10 protein-coding genes and 1 pseudogene are annotated in these 15,958 nt (G+C 59.5%); all 11 read left to right on the top strand.

Annotation, left to right across the window (positions count from 1 at the left end):
- Positions 1-10: 10 nt before the first annotated feature.
- The 11 genes and pseudogenes from boxB (at position 11) to B9Z50_RS02440 (ending at position 15,955) form a co-directional block, all read left to right on the top strand.
- Entirely contained in the window at positions 11-1,438 is a 1,428-nt protein-coding gene (gene boxB / locus B9Z50_RS02485; protein ID WP_108362082.1) for a benzoyl-CoA 2,3-epoxidase subunit BoxB, read from the top strand.
- 484 nt (positions 1,439-1,922) lie between these two features.
- Entirely contained in the window at positions 1,923-3,233 is a 1,311-nt protein-coding gene (gene boxA / locus B9Z50_RS02480; protein WP_108362081.1) for a benzoyl-CoA 2,3-epoxidase subunit BoxA, read from the top strand.
- A 6-nt stretch (positions 3,234-3,239) separates the two neighbouring features.
- Positions 3,240-4,937, top strand: a pseudogene (locus B9Z50_RS02475) (NADH-ubiquinone oxidoreductase-F iron-sulfur binding region domain-containing protein); the annotation flags it as partial.
- A gap of 527 nt (positions 4,938-5,464) precedes the next feature.
- On the top strand, positions 5,465-8,257 hold the full coding sequence (fdhF, locus tag B9Z50_RS02470; RefSeq protein WP_108362080.1) for a formate dehydrogenase subunit alpha: 2,793 nt from the start codon (positions 5,465-5,467) through the stop codon (positions 8,255-8,257).
- Between the two features lie 85 nt (positions 8,258-8,342).
- A complete protein-coding gene (locus B9Z50_RS02465) occupies positions 8,343-9,818 on the top strand; it encodes a sensor histidine kinase (protein WP_146183145.1) in 1,476 nt (491 codons plus the stop codon).
- Between the two features lie 297 nt (positions 9,819-10,115).
- The gene (locus B9Z50_RS02460; protein WP_108362078.1) at positions 10,116-11,279 is read left to right on the top strand and encodes a TRAP transporter substrate-binding protein; all 1,164 of its coding nucleotides are present in this window, start codon (positions 10,116-10,118) and stop codon (positions 11,277-11,279) included.
- Between the two features lie 74 nt (positions 11,280-11,353).
- Positions 11,354-11,929 carry a TRAP transporter small permease subunit gene (locus B9Z50_RS02455; RefSeq protein ID WP_233249723.1) on the top strand — a complete coding sequence of 192 codons (576 nt, stop codon included), beginning with the start codon at positions 11,354-11,356 and terminating at the stop codon, positions 11,927-11,929.
- A complete protein-coding gene (locus B9Z50_RS02450) occupies positions 11,926-13,335 on the top strand; it encodes a TRAP transporter large permease subunit (protein WP_233249722.1) in 1,410 nt (469 codons plus the stop codon). The genes B9Z50_RS02455 and B9Z50_RS02450 overlap by 4 nt, the downstream gene beginning before the upstream one ends.
- Positions 13,335-14,687, top strand: a complete 1,353-nt coding sequence (locus B9Z50_RS02445) for an amidase (RefSeq protein WP_108362077.1) — start codon at positions 13,335-13,337, stop codon at positions 14,685-14,687. Before B9Z50_RS02450 ends, B9Z50_RS02445 begins: the two co-directional genes overlap by 1 nt.
- The gene (locus B9Z50_RS17535) at positions 14,684-14,857 is read left to right on the top strand and encodes a hypothetical protein (protein ID WP_158270615.1); all 174 of its coding nucleotides are present in this window, start codon (positions 14,684-14,686) and stop codon (positions 14,855-14,857) included. The genes B9Z50_RS02445 and B9Z50_RS17535 overlap by 4 nt, the downstream gene beginning before the upstream one ends.
- Positions 14,858-15,064: 207 nt before the next feature.
- The gene (locus B9Z50_RS02440; RefSeq protein ID WP_108362076.1) at positions 15,065-15,955 is read left to right on the top strand and encodes a formate dehydrogenase accessory sulfurtransferase FdhD; all 891 of its coding nucleotides are present in this window, start codon (positions 15,065-15,067) and stop codon (positions 15,953-15,955) included.
- Positions 15,956-15,958 lie beyond the last annotated feature (3 nt).

The following is a 15,958-nucleotide window of genomic DNA, read 5'->3' as shown; positions in this document are numbered from 1 at the left end:
GGAGATTTCCATGTCCGGTATCAACTACAGCGAAAAAATCCCCAACAACGTCAACTTGAGCGAAGACCGCACGCTGCAGCGCGCACTCGAGCAGTGGCAGCCCAACTTCATCAACTGGTGGGACGACATGGGCCCTGAGGGCTCGACCGACATGGACGTGTACCTGCGCACCGCCGTGAGCGTGGACCCTCAAGGCTGGGCCCAGTTCGGCCACGTCAAGATGCGTGACTACCGTTGGGGCGTGTTCATGAACCCCGGCGAGCAAGACCGCAAGATCCATTTCGGTGACCACATTGGCGAAAAAGCTTGGCAAGACGTGCCTGGCGAACACCGCGCCAACCTGCGCCGCATCATCGTCACACAAGGTGACACCGAGCCCGCATCGGTGGAGCAGCAGCGCCACTTGGGCCTGACTGCGCCCAGCATGTATGACTTGCGCAACCTGTTCCAGATCAACGTGGAAGAAGGTCGCCACCTGTGGGCCATGGTGTACCTGTTGCACAAATACTTTGGCAAAGACGGTCGTGAAGAAGCCGATGCCCTGCTGCAGCGCAACAGCGGCAACGAAGACAACCCCCGCATCTTGCAGGCCTTCAACGAGAAGACGCCTGACTGGTTGAGCTTCTTCATGTTCACCTACTTCACCGACCGCGACGGCAAGTTCCAGTTGTGCGCCTTGGCTGAGTCGGCCTTCGACCCGCTGGCCCGCACCACCAAGTTCATGCTGACCGAAGAAGCGCACCACATGTTTGTGGGTGAGTCCGGCGTGAGCCGCACCATCCAGCGCACGGTGGATGTGATGAACCAACTCAAAACCGACGACGTGGGCAAGCTGCGCGCAGCCGGTGTGATCGATTTGCCGACTATTCAGCGTTACATCAACTTCCACTTCTCGGTGACCATCGACTTGTTCGGTGCCGACGAGTCGTCGAATGCCGCCACTTTCTACAGCTCTGGCCTCAAGGGCCGTTACGAAGAAGGCAAGCGTGGCGATGACCACATCTTGAAGGGCAACAGCTACAAGATCTTGTCAGTCGAAGACGGCAAGTTGGTCGAAAAAGAAGTGCCGATGCTCAACGCTTTGAACGAGGTGCTGCGCGACGACTACATCACGGACTCCAAAGGCGGCATCGACCGTTGGAACCGTGTGATCAGCAAGGCCGGTATTCCTTTCACCTTGAAAGCACCGCACAAGGCTTTCCACCGCAACATCGGCTCTTTGTCGGGCTCCAAGATCACGCCCGACGGCCAAGTGGTGACTGACGCCGAGTGGATGGCCAAAGTGGGCGAGTGGTTGCCCACCAACGAAGACCGCGCTTACGTGGCCAGCCTGATGGGCCGAGTGGTGGAGCCTGGCAAGTTCGCCAACTGGATTGCGCCCCCCGTCATGGGCATCAACCGTCAGCCAGTGGACTTTGATTACGTTCGGTTCAACTGATTGATCCTCTTGCTGCCGTCCTCTCTGTTTGCGGGGGCGGCAGTTGACAGAGGAAGGGGCGTGTTCCTCATGCTGGGGTACCAGAAATCGTCACCCGCCCCTTCCCCTGTCAACTGCATGGGCTTGTTCCGCGTCTGTGGGTGGCTGTGTGGCTGGTTGTTTCTATGTTCTGCCTGGAGTGGAGGCGGTCATTGAAAGGGCAAGGGGCGGGTTCCTCATAACGGGGTACCGAAAATCGTCACCCGCCCCTTGCCCTTTCAATGACATGGGTGTGCGCAGCGATCAGGGTCCCATTAGACTCTGGGCGCTGAAGCAGGCACAGAGCGACGGTATGGCTGGGGGCCGGGCGCCGATTTCTGGTACCCCAGCATGAGGCGACCGGCCCCCAGCCATACTGTTGCGGACCACGCATACAAAGTCCTAACGTCGCGGACCACGCAGACCACCAACAAGATAAGACAAACAAACATAAGAGAGCCAAGACATGAGCACAGAAGCGACGCTGATCAAACAACACCTGATCGACCCGGAAATCTGCATCCGCTGCAACACCTGTGAAGCGATCTGCCCCGTGGGTGCGATCACCCACGACTCGCTCAACTACGTGGTCAAAGCCGACGTCTGCAACGGTTGCATGGACTGCATCTCGCCTTGCCCGACAGGCTCGATCGACAACTGGCGCATGGTGCCCAAGGCCAAGGCCTACAGCATCGAAGAACAACTCAAGTGGTACGACCTGCCCGCTGAACTGAGCGCCGAAGAACTGGCGGCGGCCGGTGGTGATGCCGGTCTGGCGCAAGAAGAAGCTCAAGCCGCCGTACAAGCCGCCGCTTCGTCTTCATCGGCCGTCAGCACCGCCACAGCCTCGGGCTTCAACTCAGCGCAATTCGGCGCCACCATCCCGCCTTGGTCGGCCGCGCACCCTTACACCAACTTGTATGGCCCCAAGGCCGCAGAGAAAACCATCACCGCCACCGTCACGGGCAACCTGCGCGTGACTGAGGTAGGTTTGCAAGAAGGTCAACAAGACTACGACACCCACCACATCGTGCTCGACTTTGGCAGCCTGCCTTTCCCGGTGCTCGAAGGCCAGTCGATTGGCATCATCCCGCCTGGTGTGGACGCCAACGGCAAGCCGCACCATGCCCGTCAGTATTCGATTGCCAGCCCGCGCAATGGCGAACGCCCCGGCCACAACAACCTGTCGCTGACCATCAAGCGCGTGCTCGAAGACCACGACGGTCAACCCGTTCGCGGCGTGGCCTCCAACTTCATGTGCGATTTGAATGTGGGTGAAAAAGTGCAGGTGATCGGGCCTTTTGGCGCGAGCTTCCTCATGCCCAACCACCCCAAGAGCAACATCGTCATGATCTGCACCGGCACGGGTTCTGCCCCCATGCGCGCCATGACCGAATGGCGTCGCCGCCTGCGCGCCAGTGGCAAGTTCGAGGGCGGCAAATTGATGCTGTTCTTTGGGGCCCGCACCCCTGCCGAGTTGCCGTACTTTGGGCCGCTGAACAACCTGCCCAAAGACTTCATCGACACCGAGTTCGCGTTCTCGCGCGAAGTGGGCAAGCCCAAGCGTTACGTGCAAGACGCCATGCGCGATCGCGCTGCCGACATTGCAGTTCAGCTCAAAGACCCGAACACCTGTTTTTATGTGTGCGGCCTCAAAAGCATGGAAGAGGGCGTGGTCATGGCGCTGCGCGATATCGCACAGAACGCTGGGCTCGATTGGGATACCATCGGCGCGGCGCTGAAAAAAGAAGGCCGTTTACACCTCGAAACCTACTGACCACGCATGGCCAATACCACCCAAATTGGCCTGGACCAAGTTCGCCAGCAACTGCGCCAGCCCCGAACCCAGCTCAAAGGCCGGCAGGTCTTGCCTGAGGCCCGAGCCGATGTGCAAGCCCTCATCGGTCCTGTGCCTGCGGAAGGCCACCGCCGTGATCTGCTGATCGAGCACCTGCATGTGCTCAACGACCACTTTCATGGGCTGTTCGAACGCCACATCGTGGCGCTGGCCGCCGAGATGCGGCTGCCCGTGGTCGAGGTGTTCGAGGTGGCTTCGTTCTACCACCACTTTGAGATTCTGAAAGACGATGCCTCAGCGCCACGAATCACCGTACGTGTGTGCGACAGCCTGAGCTGCAGCCTCGCGGGCAGCGACCGCTTGCTGCGGCAATTGCAAAACGAGCTGCTGGATGTGAAGGTGGTGCCTGTGCCTTGTCTGGGTCGTTGCGAGCAAGCCCCTGCGGCGCAAGTGGGCCAGCAGGCAGTGGGGTTTGCCTCGGCTCAGGATGTGAGCCGCTTGGTGGCCGCAAACAGCACGCAGCCCTTGGCCTTGCCCCAGGCCCTGCGTTTCGATGAATACAAAAAAGCCGGGGGCTACCAGCTGGCCCTGCAAGTGGCAGCCTGTCTGAAAGACCATGAATCCGTCATCCAGTGTCTCGAGTCTTCAGGCCTGCGCGGCTTGGGCGGCGCGGGTTTTCCGGCCGGTCGCAAGTGGCGCATCGTGCGCAGCCAACCCGGCCCGCGTTTGATGGCGGTGAACATCGATGAAGGCGAGCCTGGCACCTTCAAAGACCGCACCTGTTTGGAAGCCGATCCGCACCGTTTTTTGGAAGGCGTGCTGATCGCTGCCAGCGTGGTGGGTTGCGAGGCGGTCTACATTTATTTGCGCGACGAGTACCACGAAGCGCGTGTTTTGTTGACCCAAGAATTGGCCGCCTTGCAGGCCAACCCGCCTTGCGCCTTGCCGCGCATCGAATTGCGCCGGGGTGCGGGCGCTTACATCTGCGGCGAAGAGTCGGCCATGATCGAAAGCATCGAAGGCAAACGCGGTGAGCCGCGCATGCGCCCGCCCTACATCGCCGAGGTCGGGCTGTTTGGCCGCCCGACGCTGGAGCATAACTTTGAGACGCTTTACTGGGTGCGCGAACTCATTGAACAAGGCGCAGAAAGTTTCGCATCTCACGGTCGCCACGGTCGCCAAGGCCTGCGCCGTTTCAGCGTCAGCGGGCGCGTGAAGCAACCCGGCGTCAAGCTCGCGCCTGCGGGCATCACGCTGCGCGAGCTGGTGGATGAATACTGCGGCGGCATGGCCGAGGGCCACACGCTCTACGCCTACCTGCCCGGCGGGGCCAGCGGCGGCATCTTGCCCGCGCGCTTGGCCGATGTGCCGCTGGACTTTGACACCTTGCAGCCGCATGGTTGCTTCATTGGCTCGGCCGCTGTGATGGTGCTGGGCCAGCGCGACAGCGCCCGTGAAGCGGCCCTGAACGTGATGCGCTTTTTTGCGCACGAGAGCTGCGGCCAGTGCACGCCTTGCCGCGTTGGCACTGACAAGGCCGCGCAACTCATGGCCGCGCCCGTGTGGGATGCCCACACCTTGCAAGACTTGGCGCAGGTCATGGGTGACGCGTCGATTTGCGGCCTGGGTCAGGCCGCGCCCAACCCGATCCGGTGTGTGCTCGATTACTTTGCCCACGAAGTGAAAGGTGGATCGCCACGCTCCGCTCGCGATGACGGGGAGGGTGGTCATGGCGGCAAGGCTCGCGTTGACGTTGATGGCGGTAAGGCTCGCCACGACACTGATGAGGAGAGGGCTCGCGATGATGCTGATGAGGATAAGGTTCGCGTTGCCGCTGATGGCGACGGCGTTCCCCAACAACCCGTCATTGCGAGCAAAGCGCGGCAATCCATTGTGGTGTTGTCAGAGGTTGCATATGGATCGCCACGCTCCGCTCGCGATGACGGGGAAGGTGGTCATGGCGACAAGGCTCGCGATGATGCTGATGAGGATAAGGTTCGCGTTGCCGCTGATGGCGGCGGCGTTCCCCAACAACCCGTCATTGCGAGCGAAGCGCGGCAATCTACGGTGGCGTTGTCAGAGGTTGTCTATGGATCGCCACGCTCCGCTCGCGATGACGGGGAAGGTGGTCATGGCGGCAAGGCTCGCGATGACGGGGAGGGTGATCATGGCGACAAGGCTCGCGCTGACGCCAATCAAGAGGCGAAGCCATGAGCACTGTGCAATTCACCCTCAATGGCCAAAGCGTTGAAGCGTCTGCTGGCAAAAGCATTTTCAACATCGCCAAAGAGCTGGGCATCGCCATCCCGCACCTGTGCCACAAAGAAGGCCTCGCGCCCGATGGCAACTGCCGCGCTTGTGTGGTCGAAATTGACGGTGAACGCACGCTGGCCCCCAGCTGCTGCCGCAGCGCCACGCCCGGCATGCAGGTGCAGACGAACAGCGAGCGCGCCGTCAAAAGCCAGAAGATGGTGCTGGAGATGCTCCTGGCCGACCTGCCCGAGCAGGGCCACAAGTGGCTGGACGACCGTGCCGAAGCCCCGCATGGCGAACTGAGCCAATGGGCCGATCACCACGGCGTCACGGTACGTCCGGCGCTGGCCGCGCTCCAGCGCGACGCCGTGCCCGCGGACCTGTCGCACCCGGCCATGGCGGTGAATCTGGATGCCTGCATCCAGTGCAACCGCTGCCAACGCGCCTGCCGTGATCTGCAGGTCAACGATGTGATTGGCTTGGCTTTTCGGGGTGCGCACACCCAAGTGGTGTTTGATCTGGCCGACCCGATGGGCGGCAGCAGCTGCGTGGGGTGCGGCGAATGCGTGCAGGCCTGCCCCACAGGCGCGCTCATGCCCAAGAGCCACATGGGTCCGCAGATGGTGGACCGCGAAGTCGACTCCGTGTGTCCGTTTTGTGGCGTCGGCTGTCTGGTCACCTACCAGGTCAAAGATGAAAAAATCATCAGCGTCAAAGGCCGCGAAGGCCCAGCCAACGAAGGTCGCTTGTGCGTCAAGGGCCGTTTTGGCATGGACTACATCCACAGCCCGGACCGCATCACCAAGCCTCTCATCCGCAAGCCGGGTGTGGCCAAAGACCTGAGCCTGATCGAGGGCCACACCGACTGGCGCGAAGTCTTCCGCGAAGCCACATGGGAAGAAGCCTTGGGTTTGGCCACCGGGCCACTGAACGCCTTGCGCCAGCAACACGGCCCCAAATCGCTCGCTGGTTTCGGTTCGGCCAAAGGCAGCAACGAAGAAGCCTATTTGTTCCAAAAGCTGGTGCGTACCGGCTTTGGCAGCAACAACGTGGACCATTGCACCCGTTTGTGCCACGCGTCCAGCGTGGCCGCCTTGCTGGAAGGTGTGGGCTCGGGCGCAGTGAGCAACCCGGTGCGCGATGTCGAGCATGCTGACCTGATCATCGTGATCGGCTCCAACCCGACAGCCAACCACCCGGTGGCTGCCACTTGGATGAAAAATGCGGCTCAGCGCGGCACACGCATCGTGCTGGCCGACCCGCGCATCACCGACATCGGCCGCCACAGCTGGCGCAACCTGCAGTTCAAGGCCGACACCGATGTGGCTTTGCTCAACGCGATGCTGCACGTCATCGTCACCGAGAATCTGTGCGACGAGACCTTCTTGCGCGAGCGCGCCGACAACGTGGCCGAACTCAAGGCCCATGTGCAGGCCTTCACGCCCGAGGCCATGAGCTTGGTGTGCGGCATTTCGGCCGACACTATCCGTGAGGTGGCCCGGGCCTACGCCACCGCCAAGGCCGCCATGATCTTGTGGGGCATGGGCGTGAGCCAGCATGTGCACGGCACCGACAACGTGCGCTGCCTGATCGCATTGGCCAGCATCACCGGCCAGATCGGCCGCCCCGGCACGGGATTGCACCCGCTGCGCGGCCAAAACAACGTGCAAGGGGCGAGTGACGCGGGCCTGATCCCAATGATGTACCCCAACTACCAGCGGGTGACGGATAAGTCGGCGCACGACTGGTTTGAGAAGTTCTGGGACACGAAACTGGACGACCAGCCGGGCTACACCGTGGTGGAAATCATGCACAAGGCTTTGGCTCCGGACAGCGACCCGCACAAGGTGCGCGGCATGTACATCATGGGCGAGAACCCGGCCATGAGCGACCCGGACCTGAACCACGCACGGCACGCGCTGGCCAGCTTGCAGCACCTGGTGGTGCAAGACATCTTCTTGACCGAAACGGCTTGGCTGGCCGATGTGGTGCTACCTGCCAGCGCCTGGCCCGAGAAGACCGGCACGGTCAGCAACACCGACCGCACGGTGCAAATGGGCCGCCAGGCCTTGCTGCCGCCGGGCGATGCCCAACCCGATCTTTGGATCATCCAGCAAATCGCCGAGCGCATGGGCCTGAACTGGCACTATGCAGGCGAGCACTCGGGTGTGGCCCAGGTGTACGAAGAAATGCGCCAGGCCATGGCCCCGGCCATTGGCGGCATCGACTGGGCACGCCTGAACGCGGGCTCGGTCACTTACCCGTGTGTGAGCGCAGACGATCCGGGCCAGCCCATCGTCTTTCATGACCATTTCCCCACCGCCGATGGCCGGGTGCGGCTGATGACGGCCAGCCTGATCCCCGCCAATGAGCAACCCGATGCCGAGTACCCGATGGTGCTCATCACTGGGCGGCAGCTGGAGCATTGGCACACCGGCAGCATGACGCGCCGCGCCACCGTGCTCGATGCGCTGGAGCCTGCGGCGACGGCCTCGGTGAACGGCAGCGAGTTGCGGCGCTTGGGCTTGGAGGCCGGGCAGTGGGTGCGCTTGGCCTCACGGCGCGGCGAAGTTCAGTTGCAATTGCGGCAAGACGATGGCACGCCACTGGGCACCGTGTTCATTCCCTTTGCCTACCAAGAGGCTGCGGCTAATTTGTTGACCAATTCGGCGTTGGACCCGTTTGGCAAGATTCCGGAATTCAAATACTGCGCGGTGCGGATCGAAGCGGCTGCGTCGGTCAACGCATAATCTGCGGCTGTTTGAGTCCGTGGGCCGGTGATCCGGCGCCATCCACGGATGGCTGTCCGTTTGGGCCAAGGAGGCCGCTTTGAATGTGAGTGTGCAAACCATCTTCTGGATGGATGCTTTTTTGTACCTGATGCTGCATGCCGCCATTTGGTATGGCTTGGCCCGTTTTCGCAGCCCTGTGGTGGTTTTGTGGAGTGCCTCGGGCATTTTCAGCGCGCTGGGCCTGTGCGTGCTGGGCAGCCGGGGTTGGCTCAGCACCGAAGTCGTGGTGGTGGCCGGTCAGTTTTTGATGGCCGCCGGCAACTGGGGGCGTCAGGTGGCTTTGCGCTCACTCAATGGACCAGCTTCGTCCATTTGGTTGTGGTCCTCTGGGGGGCTGAACATCGCCTTTTTGGCCCTCAGTTTTGGCTTGTATTTTTCAGGCTCACCCGAGAGCACCGTCATATTGGTGTTCTATGCTTTTTACACCTTCAATTGTTTGGAGTATTTTTTTGCGGGCCAACGCATTGCCCTGACCCACGACCAAAGGGGTGCCACTTCGGTGAAGTGGGCAGGCCTGATTTTGTCTGGCACCTTGGGCATCAAGACGCTGGCCATGTTGACAGGCTTGGGGGCGCAAGACCTGTATGAAGCCTCTTGGGATCAAGCGCTGGTTTTCATCGGTCAATTTTTGGCCATCATGATGCTGTGTGTGGGCTTCATGCAGATCTTTGTAGAGCAGGATCACCGCAGCAAAATGGCGACGGAGCAGCAACTCGCACGCGAGCAAGAGCGTGCCGCCCTGGCTTTTCAGCATTCTCAGGATCTAGGCGCCCTGTTGACCGAGCGCGAAGAAATCATCCGACAGCTGACGCTGTCGAACAAAAGCGCGGGCATGGGGGCATTGGTGGCCAGTTTTGCGCATGAGCTGAACCAGCCGCTTACGGCCAATATGTTGCACGCCGAATTGATTCAAACCATGCTGGAGGAGGCTGAGCGGGAGCAGTCACCGCTCCAGCTGGACATCCTGCACAAAGTGGCCTTCGCCATCGTGCACGACACGCAGCGTGCGGCCGACATCATCCGCAAGCTGCGCAACCTGTTTCGCATGAGCAAGGGCGAGTACACGGTCTTGAAACTGGACGATTTGGTCCAGGAGGTGCTGGATCTGGTTCAGTCGAAAATGAAAGATGCCGACATCGGCGGGAGGACTGAGTTGGATCCCAGCTTGCGCTTGCATGGGGATGCGACGCAGTTGCAACAAGTGATCTTGAACCTGCTCAACAATGCCATCGATGCATTGGCAGAGTCCGGGCGACCCCAACTTGAGTTGTGCATTCGTTCCAAAGCCTCGGGGCAGCACCTGGAGCTGGAGGTGGAAGACAACGGGCAAGGCATCGCGCCTGATCGTGCCGACGATGTGTTCAGTTTGTTCAAGTCCTCCAAGTCTCAAGGCATGGGTGTGGGCCTGTGGCTCAGCCGCTCCATCGTCGAGATGCACGGCGGTCGCTTGACTTTCCAGTCTGAACCGGGTCGGCGAACGGTCTTCACTTTGCGGTTACCCTTGCTCAGCGATGCTTGATGGGTGTTCGCGTGCCAGCTTTTAGACATGAAAGATCGCAACCGCTGCTCATGAGGCGTTTGAACAAAGCCTTTACAACATTTTGTACGAACGGGGCCTTGCTGCCTTCACGGCCACCTGCATCGGTGTCTAGACAGGTGACTTCAACTCCGTGAATTGAATTTTTTTTCAATGTGACCTGAAATAAATGACGGTATACCCACGGGTTTTCACTGACGGGTAAAGCCCAAGCGACCTTCATAATCCGATACCGAGCGGTAATTTTTCGCGCTTGAACGTTTAAACAGGAGACCATCCATGACACAAGTCCAGCAAGACATCGCATCGGCAAAGACCGATGCCCCTGAAGCCAGCCGCCGCCGTTTCTTTGGCAAAGCCGCCACTGCAGCCGTTGCTGCACCTTTGGCTGGCGTGCCCATGATTTCTGTGGCCCAGGCCCCCATCGTGTTCAAGATGCAAGGCTCCTGGGGTGCCAACGACATCTTCAGCGAAATGGCTCAGCTGTACGTCAGCCGCGTCAATGAAATGTCCGGTGGCCGCCTGAAAATCGAGTACCTGCCAGCTGGTGCCGTGGTCAAGCCTTTCGAAATCATCGATGCCGTGAGCAAAGGCGTGCTCGACGGTGGTCACCACGTGTCCGGCTACTGGTACGGTAAGTCTAAAGTGGCTTCTTTGTTTGGCACTGGCCCCGTGAGTGGCGCCACCCCCGAAATCGGTCTGAGCTGGATTCAAGCCGGTGGTGGTCAGCAGCTGTGGGACAAACTGGTCGCCAAGATGAACCTGAACGTCGTCGGCTTCTTCTCCTTCCCCATGCCTTCGCAGCCACTGGGTTGGTTCAAAAAATCTCCACCCAAGAAGGCAACTGACTTGAAGGGTTTCAAGTACCGTACCATCGGCTTGGCAGCTGACATGTTGCAGGAAATGGGCATGGCCGTGGCTCAGTTGCCAGGCGGCGAAATCGTTCCTGCCATGCAGCGCGGTGTGATCGATGCCTTTGAATACAACAACCCCACATCGGACATGCGTTTTGGCGCACAAGACGTGGCCAAGTTCTACTCCATGGGTTCCTACCACCAAGCCCAGGAATTCTTTGAAATCATCTTCAACAAGGACAAGTACAACGCCTTGCCCGCCGACCTGAAGGCGGTCCTGAAGTACGCTGCAGAAGCTGCTTCAACAGCATCCACGGCCCTGGCGCACCAGAACTACTCCAAAGACTTGCAGGAGTTGATCGTCAAGCACAAAGTCCAGGTGTCACGCACTTCGGCTGACGTGTACAAAGGTCAGTTGGCAGCCTGGGATAAGGTCACAGCCAAGTTGGAAAAGGAAGTCGACATGTTCAAAGAAGTGAACGACTCCTTCAAGGCTTGGTCACGTCGCGTGGGCTTCTACCACTTCACCAACGAAGCCGACTACAAAATGGCTTACGAGCACGTGCAAAAGACCAAGCTGCCGCGCTGATCATTAGGTCCTCCTGAAGGCTGTCGGAATCGGTTCCGGCAGCCTTTGTTTTTGTCTGTCTAGAGGTAAATCGCATGGAAGTCTGGATTCGAAGGATTGATATCCTCAGCAAGTCGATTGGTCACGCCTTCTCTTGGTGTGTCTTGATTCTGACCGCATCCACCTGTTTTGAGGTGTTCATGCGTTATGTGCTCAATAACCCCACCGCGTGGGCGTTTGACATGAGCTACATGCTGTATGGCGCCCTGTTCATGATGTCGGGGGCTTATGCCGTCTCGCGCAACTCGCATGTGCGCGGTGACTTTATTTACCGCAAGTGGTCCAACCGCACGCAGGCCAAGGTCGACCTGACCCTTTATCTGGTGTTTTATTTTCCAGCCATTTTTGCCATGGTGTTCACCGGTGGCCAGTACGCCTACGAGAGCGCCCGCATTCTGGAGTCCAGCGTGAACAGTCCCGCCGGTGTGCCGGTGTGGCCCTTGAAGTCGGTGATTTTTGTGGCCGGCGTCACGCTGCTGATTGCAGGTGCTGCTGAGGTCATGCGTTGCCTGGTGTGCATTCGAACCGGCGAGTGGTTGTCGCGCAGTGGCGACGTTGAAGAACTTGAACAAGTGCTGATTCAACAGCACGCTGAGAAAGCACCGTCATGAGTGATCCCATCATCGCCCTCGTCATGTTGGGGCTGTTCATCGTCTTTATTTTTCTGGGTTTTCCGATCGCCTTCACCTTGATGGCCATGGGCATCGGTTTTGGCTTTTACGCCTACTTCACGCCCGATCAGTTGATGTGGGACAACCGCATCCTGTACCTCTTCACGCAGAACACTTTCAGCGTGATGAACAACGATGTGCTCATATCGATCCCCTTGTTCTTGTTCATGGGTTACATCATCGAGCGGGCCAACATCCTCGATAAATTGTTCCTGAGCTTGCAGGTCGGTTTGCGCTTTTTGCCCGGCTCCATGGCTGTGGCCGCACTGATCACCTGTGCGCTCTTTGCCACGGCCACCGGCATCGTGGGTGCGGTGGTGACCCTGATGGGCCTCATTGCCTTGCCGCCCATGCTCAAAGCCGGTTATGACCAAAAACTTGCTTCTGGTGTGATCACAGCTGGCGGCACATTGGGTATTTTGATTCCGCCCTCCATTTTGCTCATCGTGTATGCGGCCACGGCCAGCGTGTCGGTGGTCAAGCTGTACGCCGCGGCCATCATCCCCGGTTTCACATTGGCTTTGCTGTACCTGATCTACATCATCGTGCGCGCCACGCTCAACCCCTCTTTGTGCCCCAAGCCCAAAGATGTGGAGCACTACACCGTGTGGGCAAGCATCGTGTTGGTGTTCAAAGCCTTTGTGCCTTTGGCCGCGCTGATCATGGCGGTGTTGGGCTCCATTTTGTTTGGCCTGGCCACCCCCAGTGAAGCGGCTGCCATGGGCGCTTTGGGCGGCATCATTTTGGCCGTGGTCTACCGCGCCTTCACTTGGCAGCGTCTGCGCGAGTCGGTCTACCTCACTGCCCGCACTTCAGCCATGGTGTGTTTCCTGTTTGTGGGTGCGGCCACGTTTGCCTCGGTGTTCTCTTACCTTGGCGGTGAGCATGTGGTCAAAGACTTCATGCTGGCCTTGAACCTCTCGCCCGTGCAGTTCTTGTTGCTGTCACAGTTTCTGATTTTCATCTTGGGCTGGCCTTTGGAGTGGAGCGAGATCATCATCATCTTCGTGCCCATCTTCCTGCCTTTGCTGCCTTTGTATGGCATTGACCCGATCCTGTTCGGCATCCTGATTGCCATCAATTTGCAGACGTCGTTCCTGACGCCGCCGATGGCGATGTCGGCCTATTACCTGAAAGGGGTTGCACCCAAAAATCTGCAACTGGTCACCATCTTCAAAGGCTGCATGCCTTTTGTCGGGATGGTTTTGTTCACGCTGGCCATGACCTATGTCTACCCGGCCATGGTGACCTATTTGCCAGACCATTTCTTCAACCAAGCGGTTGAGATGGAGCGTGACCCCAACGATGAGTCGGTGGTCAACCCTGACTTCTTCAAGCAGCAGTGATGACAGACGCTTTGAAAACCGTATCGGAATTGACGGCTCTGCAAATCCGCGAGCACTTGCTCAGTGGCCAGGAGACGGTGGAGGAGTTCACCGCCAAATTGGGTCGGTTTGCGGATGCGGCCGATGAGAAGATCCACGCATTCGCCCACCGTGATGAACGTGTGGTGGCGCTGCAGGCCGACAACCTGCAACGCGACCGTGCGGCTGGCCATTTGCCGGGCCCTTTGTACGGCATTCCGGTGGCGGTCAAGGACATCATTGACACCATGGACTTTCCCACCGAATACGGCAGCCCCATTCACAAGGGCCGCTACTCGGTGGGGGATGCCACCGTGGTGTCCCGGTTGCGTGCAGCCGGTGCCGTGATCTTCGGTAAAACCGTGAGCACGGAGTTTGCGACCACCCAAGCGGGCCCAACCTGCAACCCGCACAACACGGCCCACACGCCGGGTGGCTCGTCCAGCGGTTCGGCCGCAGCGGTGGCCGCAGGCATGGTGCCGGTGGCGCTGGGCACTCAAACGAATGGCTCGGTGATCCGTCCGGCCTCGTATTGCGGGGTGTATGCATACAAGCCTTCACGCGGGCTGGTGCCGCGCACCGGCGTGCTGGACCAGTCGCCTTCACTGGACGAAGTGGGCGTGTTGGCTCGCAACTTGGAAGACATCGCCTGGGTGGCCGAAATCTTGACGGGCGATGATGGCTTTGACGCCGCCACCGCACGCCAGGCGCCACGGCGTTTGTACGATGTGGCGGTTTCTGAGCCGCCACTGCCGCCCAAATTTTGCTTTGTCAAAACCCCTTGGTGGGACCAAGTCGACCCCGAAGCCCGCGAAGCCTACGAGGCTTTTGTGGACCATCTGGGTGACTGCGTGACCCACGCGGCTTTGCCCGACATCGTGCGCAATGTGGCGCCTTGGCTGGCGACCATCAACGAGTCAGAGCTGGCTTTTTGTCTGCAAAAGGAATGGCTCCACAACCGGGCGCAGTTGAGCGAGCCACTGCAAACACGCATCGAAAAAGCCATGACCATTCCGGTCACCGATTACCTGGTGGCCAAAGATCGCCAGTTCCATGTCATGAATGCTTTCGAAGAGTATTTCGCCACTTATGACGCCATTTTGTGTCCAGCCGCCTTGGGCACAGCTCCGGTAGGGCTGGAGTCAACGGGCAACCCGATCATGCAAACCGCCTGGAGCTTTGCCGGTCTGCCCAGTCTCAATTTGCCGCTGATGAACCTGTCCAATGGCTTGCCCTTGGGTGTACAGGCCGTTGGTGCTCATCAAAACGATGCCCGCTTGCTGCGCTCTGCGCGTTGGCTGGTGTCTGAATTTGTCAAAAGGAATCAGACATGAAATCGCTTGAACGTTTCACCGGCTTCGTGGGCTTGGCCTTGATGGCGGCTTTCCTGCTGCCCTATATTTTCAAGTTGCCTCAGTTGGACATCACCTTCATCTTGTTGGGCGGACTGGGCTTGGCCGTGTTTGATTATTTTTCTTCGGGCAAAGACGACAAAACTGAGTGACCGCGCCACGCGGCCTCAGTCTCTCGCCCAGACCGGCCCCTGTGGGTGGATGTGCGCTCTTGGCAGAGCGCCATTCATGCCATGTTCCCACTGGCTCATCAACGTGTTGGCGACTGCGTGTGCATCATCGGGAACAGGGCCCTCCATGAAACCAGCGCCAAGGTGCTGGAGCTGAAAAAGCGGTGGCTTTTACGTTAGGCTCCAGCCATGTCAGTTTTTTTGAAAACTCCTGAAGGCCCTTCGGCCCCGCCCAAGCCCCACATCACCCAAGCGCGTGCGCCCCTCATTCGCAGCGTGGCTGTGCGCAACGAATTCGGTCAAGCCTCCGAGACACCAATTCCCGCCGAGCGGGCGCTGACCATTTACCTGGACAAAAAAGAGCTGGTGACCTTGATGACACTGGGCTCTGAGCCCGAGTGGCTGGTCCTCGGCTTTCTGCGCAACCAGCGGCTGATCGACTCGGTGGACCAAATCGAATCCATCACGGTGGATTGGACGATTGGCGAAGGCGAAGTGGGCGAGCCTGGTGTGGCGGCTGTCAAAACCCGCGCGAATGCCCAAGTGGTCATCGAGCGCAGCGCTGAGCGTGTGGTGACCACCGGTTGCGGCCAAGGCAGTGTGTTTGGCGACTGGATGGCCCACATCGACGACATCGTGCTGCCGCCCGCTCAAATCACCCAAGGCCAGCTTTATGGTTTGGTCAACGCGATCCGCTTGCAGGAAACCACCTACAAATCATCCGGCTCAGTGCACGGTTGCGCCCTGTTTCAGGGCGAGAAGATGCTCATGTTCGTGGAAGATGTGGGGCGACACAACGCGGTCGACACCATTGCCGGCTGGATGTGGATGCACGACGTGAGCGCCCAAGACAAGGTGTTCTACACCACCGGTCGTTTGACCAGCGAGATGGTCATCAAGTCGGCGCAGATGGGCGTGCCGGTGGTCGTGTCACGCAGCGGCATCACCCAAATGGGCCTCGATGTCGCCAAACGCTTGGGCTTGTGCACCATTGGCCGCGCCACCCACAAGCGCTTCTTGTGCTTCAGTGCGCCCGAGCGCCTCGTCTGGCAACCTGAGCTGTTGACACCACCCGGCTGAGCG

The sequence above is a fragment of the Limnohabitans sp. Bal53 genome (assembly GCF_003063355.1).
In the GTDB taxonomy this organism is placed as follows: domain Bacteria; phylum Pseudomonadota; class Gammaproteobacteria; order Burkholderiales; family Burkholderiaceae_C; genus Limnohabitans_A.
The sequence above is the reverse complement of the archived record's forward strand: the minus strand, read 5'-3'. Positions and strand labels throughout refer to the sequence as shown.

What these genes read in the sequence shown, in the direction of transcription:
- boxB (WP_108362082.1), top strand. Translation starts at nt 11, where the DNA reads ATGTCCGGTATCAACTACAGCGAAAAAATCCCCAACAACGTCAACTTG.
- boxA (WP_108362081.1), top strand. Translation starts at nt 1,923, where the DNA reads ATGAGCACAGAAGCGACGCTGATCAAACAACACCTGATCGACCCGGAA.
- fdhF (WP_108362080.1), top strand. Translation starts at nt 5,465, where the DNA reads ATGAGCACTGTGCAATTCACCCTCAATGGCCAAAGCGTTGAAGCGTCT.
- B9Z50_RS02460 (WP_108362078.1), top strand. Translation starts at nt 10,116, where the DNA reads ATGACACAAGTCCAGCAAGACATCGCATCGGCAAAGACCGATGCCCCT.
- B9Z50_RS02455 (WP_233249723.1), top strand. Translation starts at nt 11,354, where the DNA reads ATGGAAGTCTGGATTCGAAGGATTGATATCCTCAGCAAGTCGATTGGT.
- B9Z50_RS02450 (WP_233249722.1), top strand. Translation starts at nt 11,926, where the DNA reads ATGAGTGATCCCATCATCGCCCTCGTCATGTTGGGGCTGTTCATCGTC.
- B9Z50_RS02445 (WP_108362077.1), top strand. Translation starts at nt 13,335, where the DNA reads ATGACAGACGCTTTGAAAACCGTATCGGAATTGACGGCTCTGCAAATC.
- B9Z50_RS17535 (WP_158270615.1), top strand. Translation starts at nt 14,684, where the DNA reads ATGAAATCGCTTGAACGTTTCACCGGCTTCGTGGGCTTGGCCTTGATG.
- B9Z50_RS02440 (WP_108362076.1), top strand. Translation starts at nt 15,065, where the DNA reads ATGTCAGTTTTTTTGAAAACTCCTGAAGGCCCTTCGGCCCCGCCCAAG.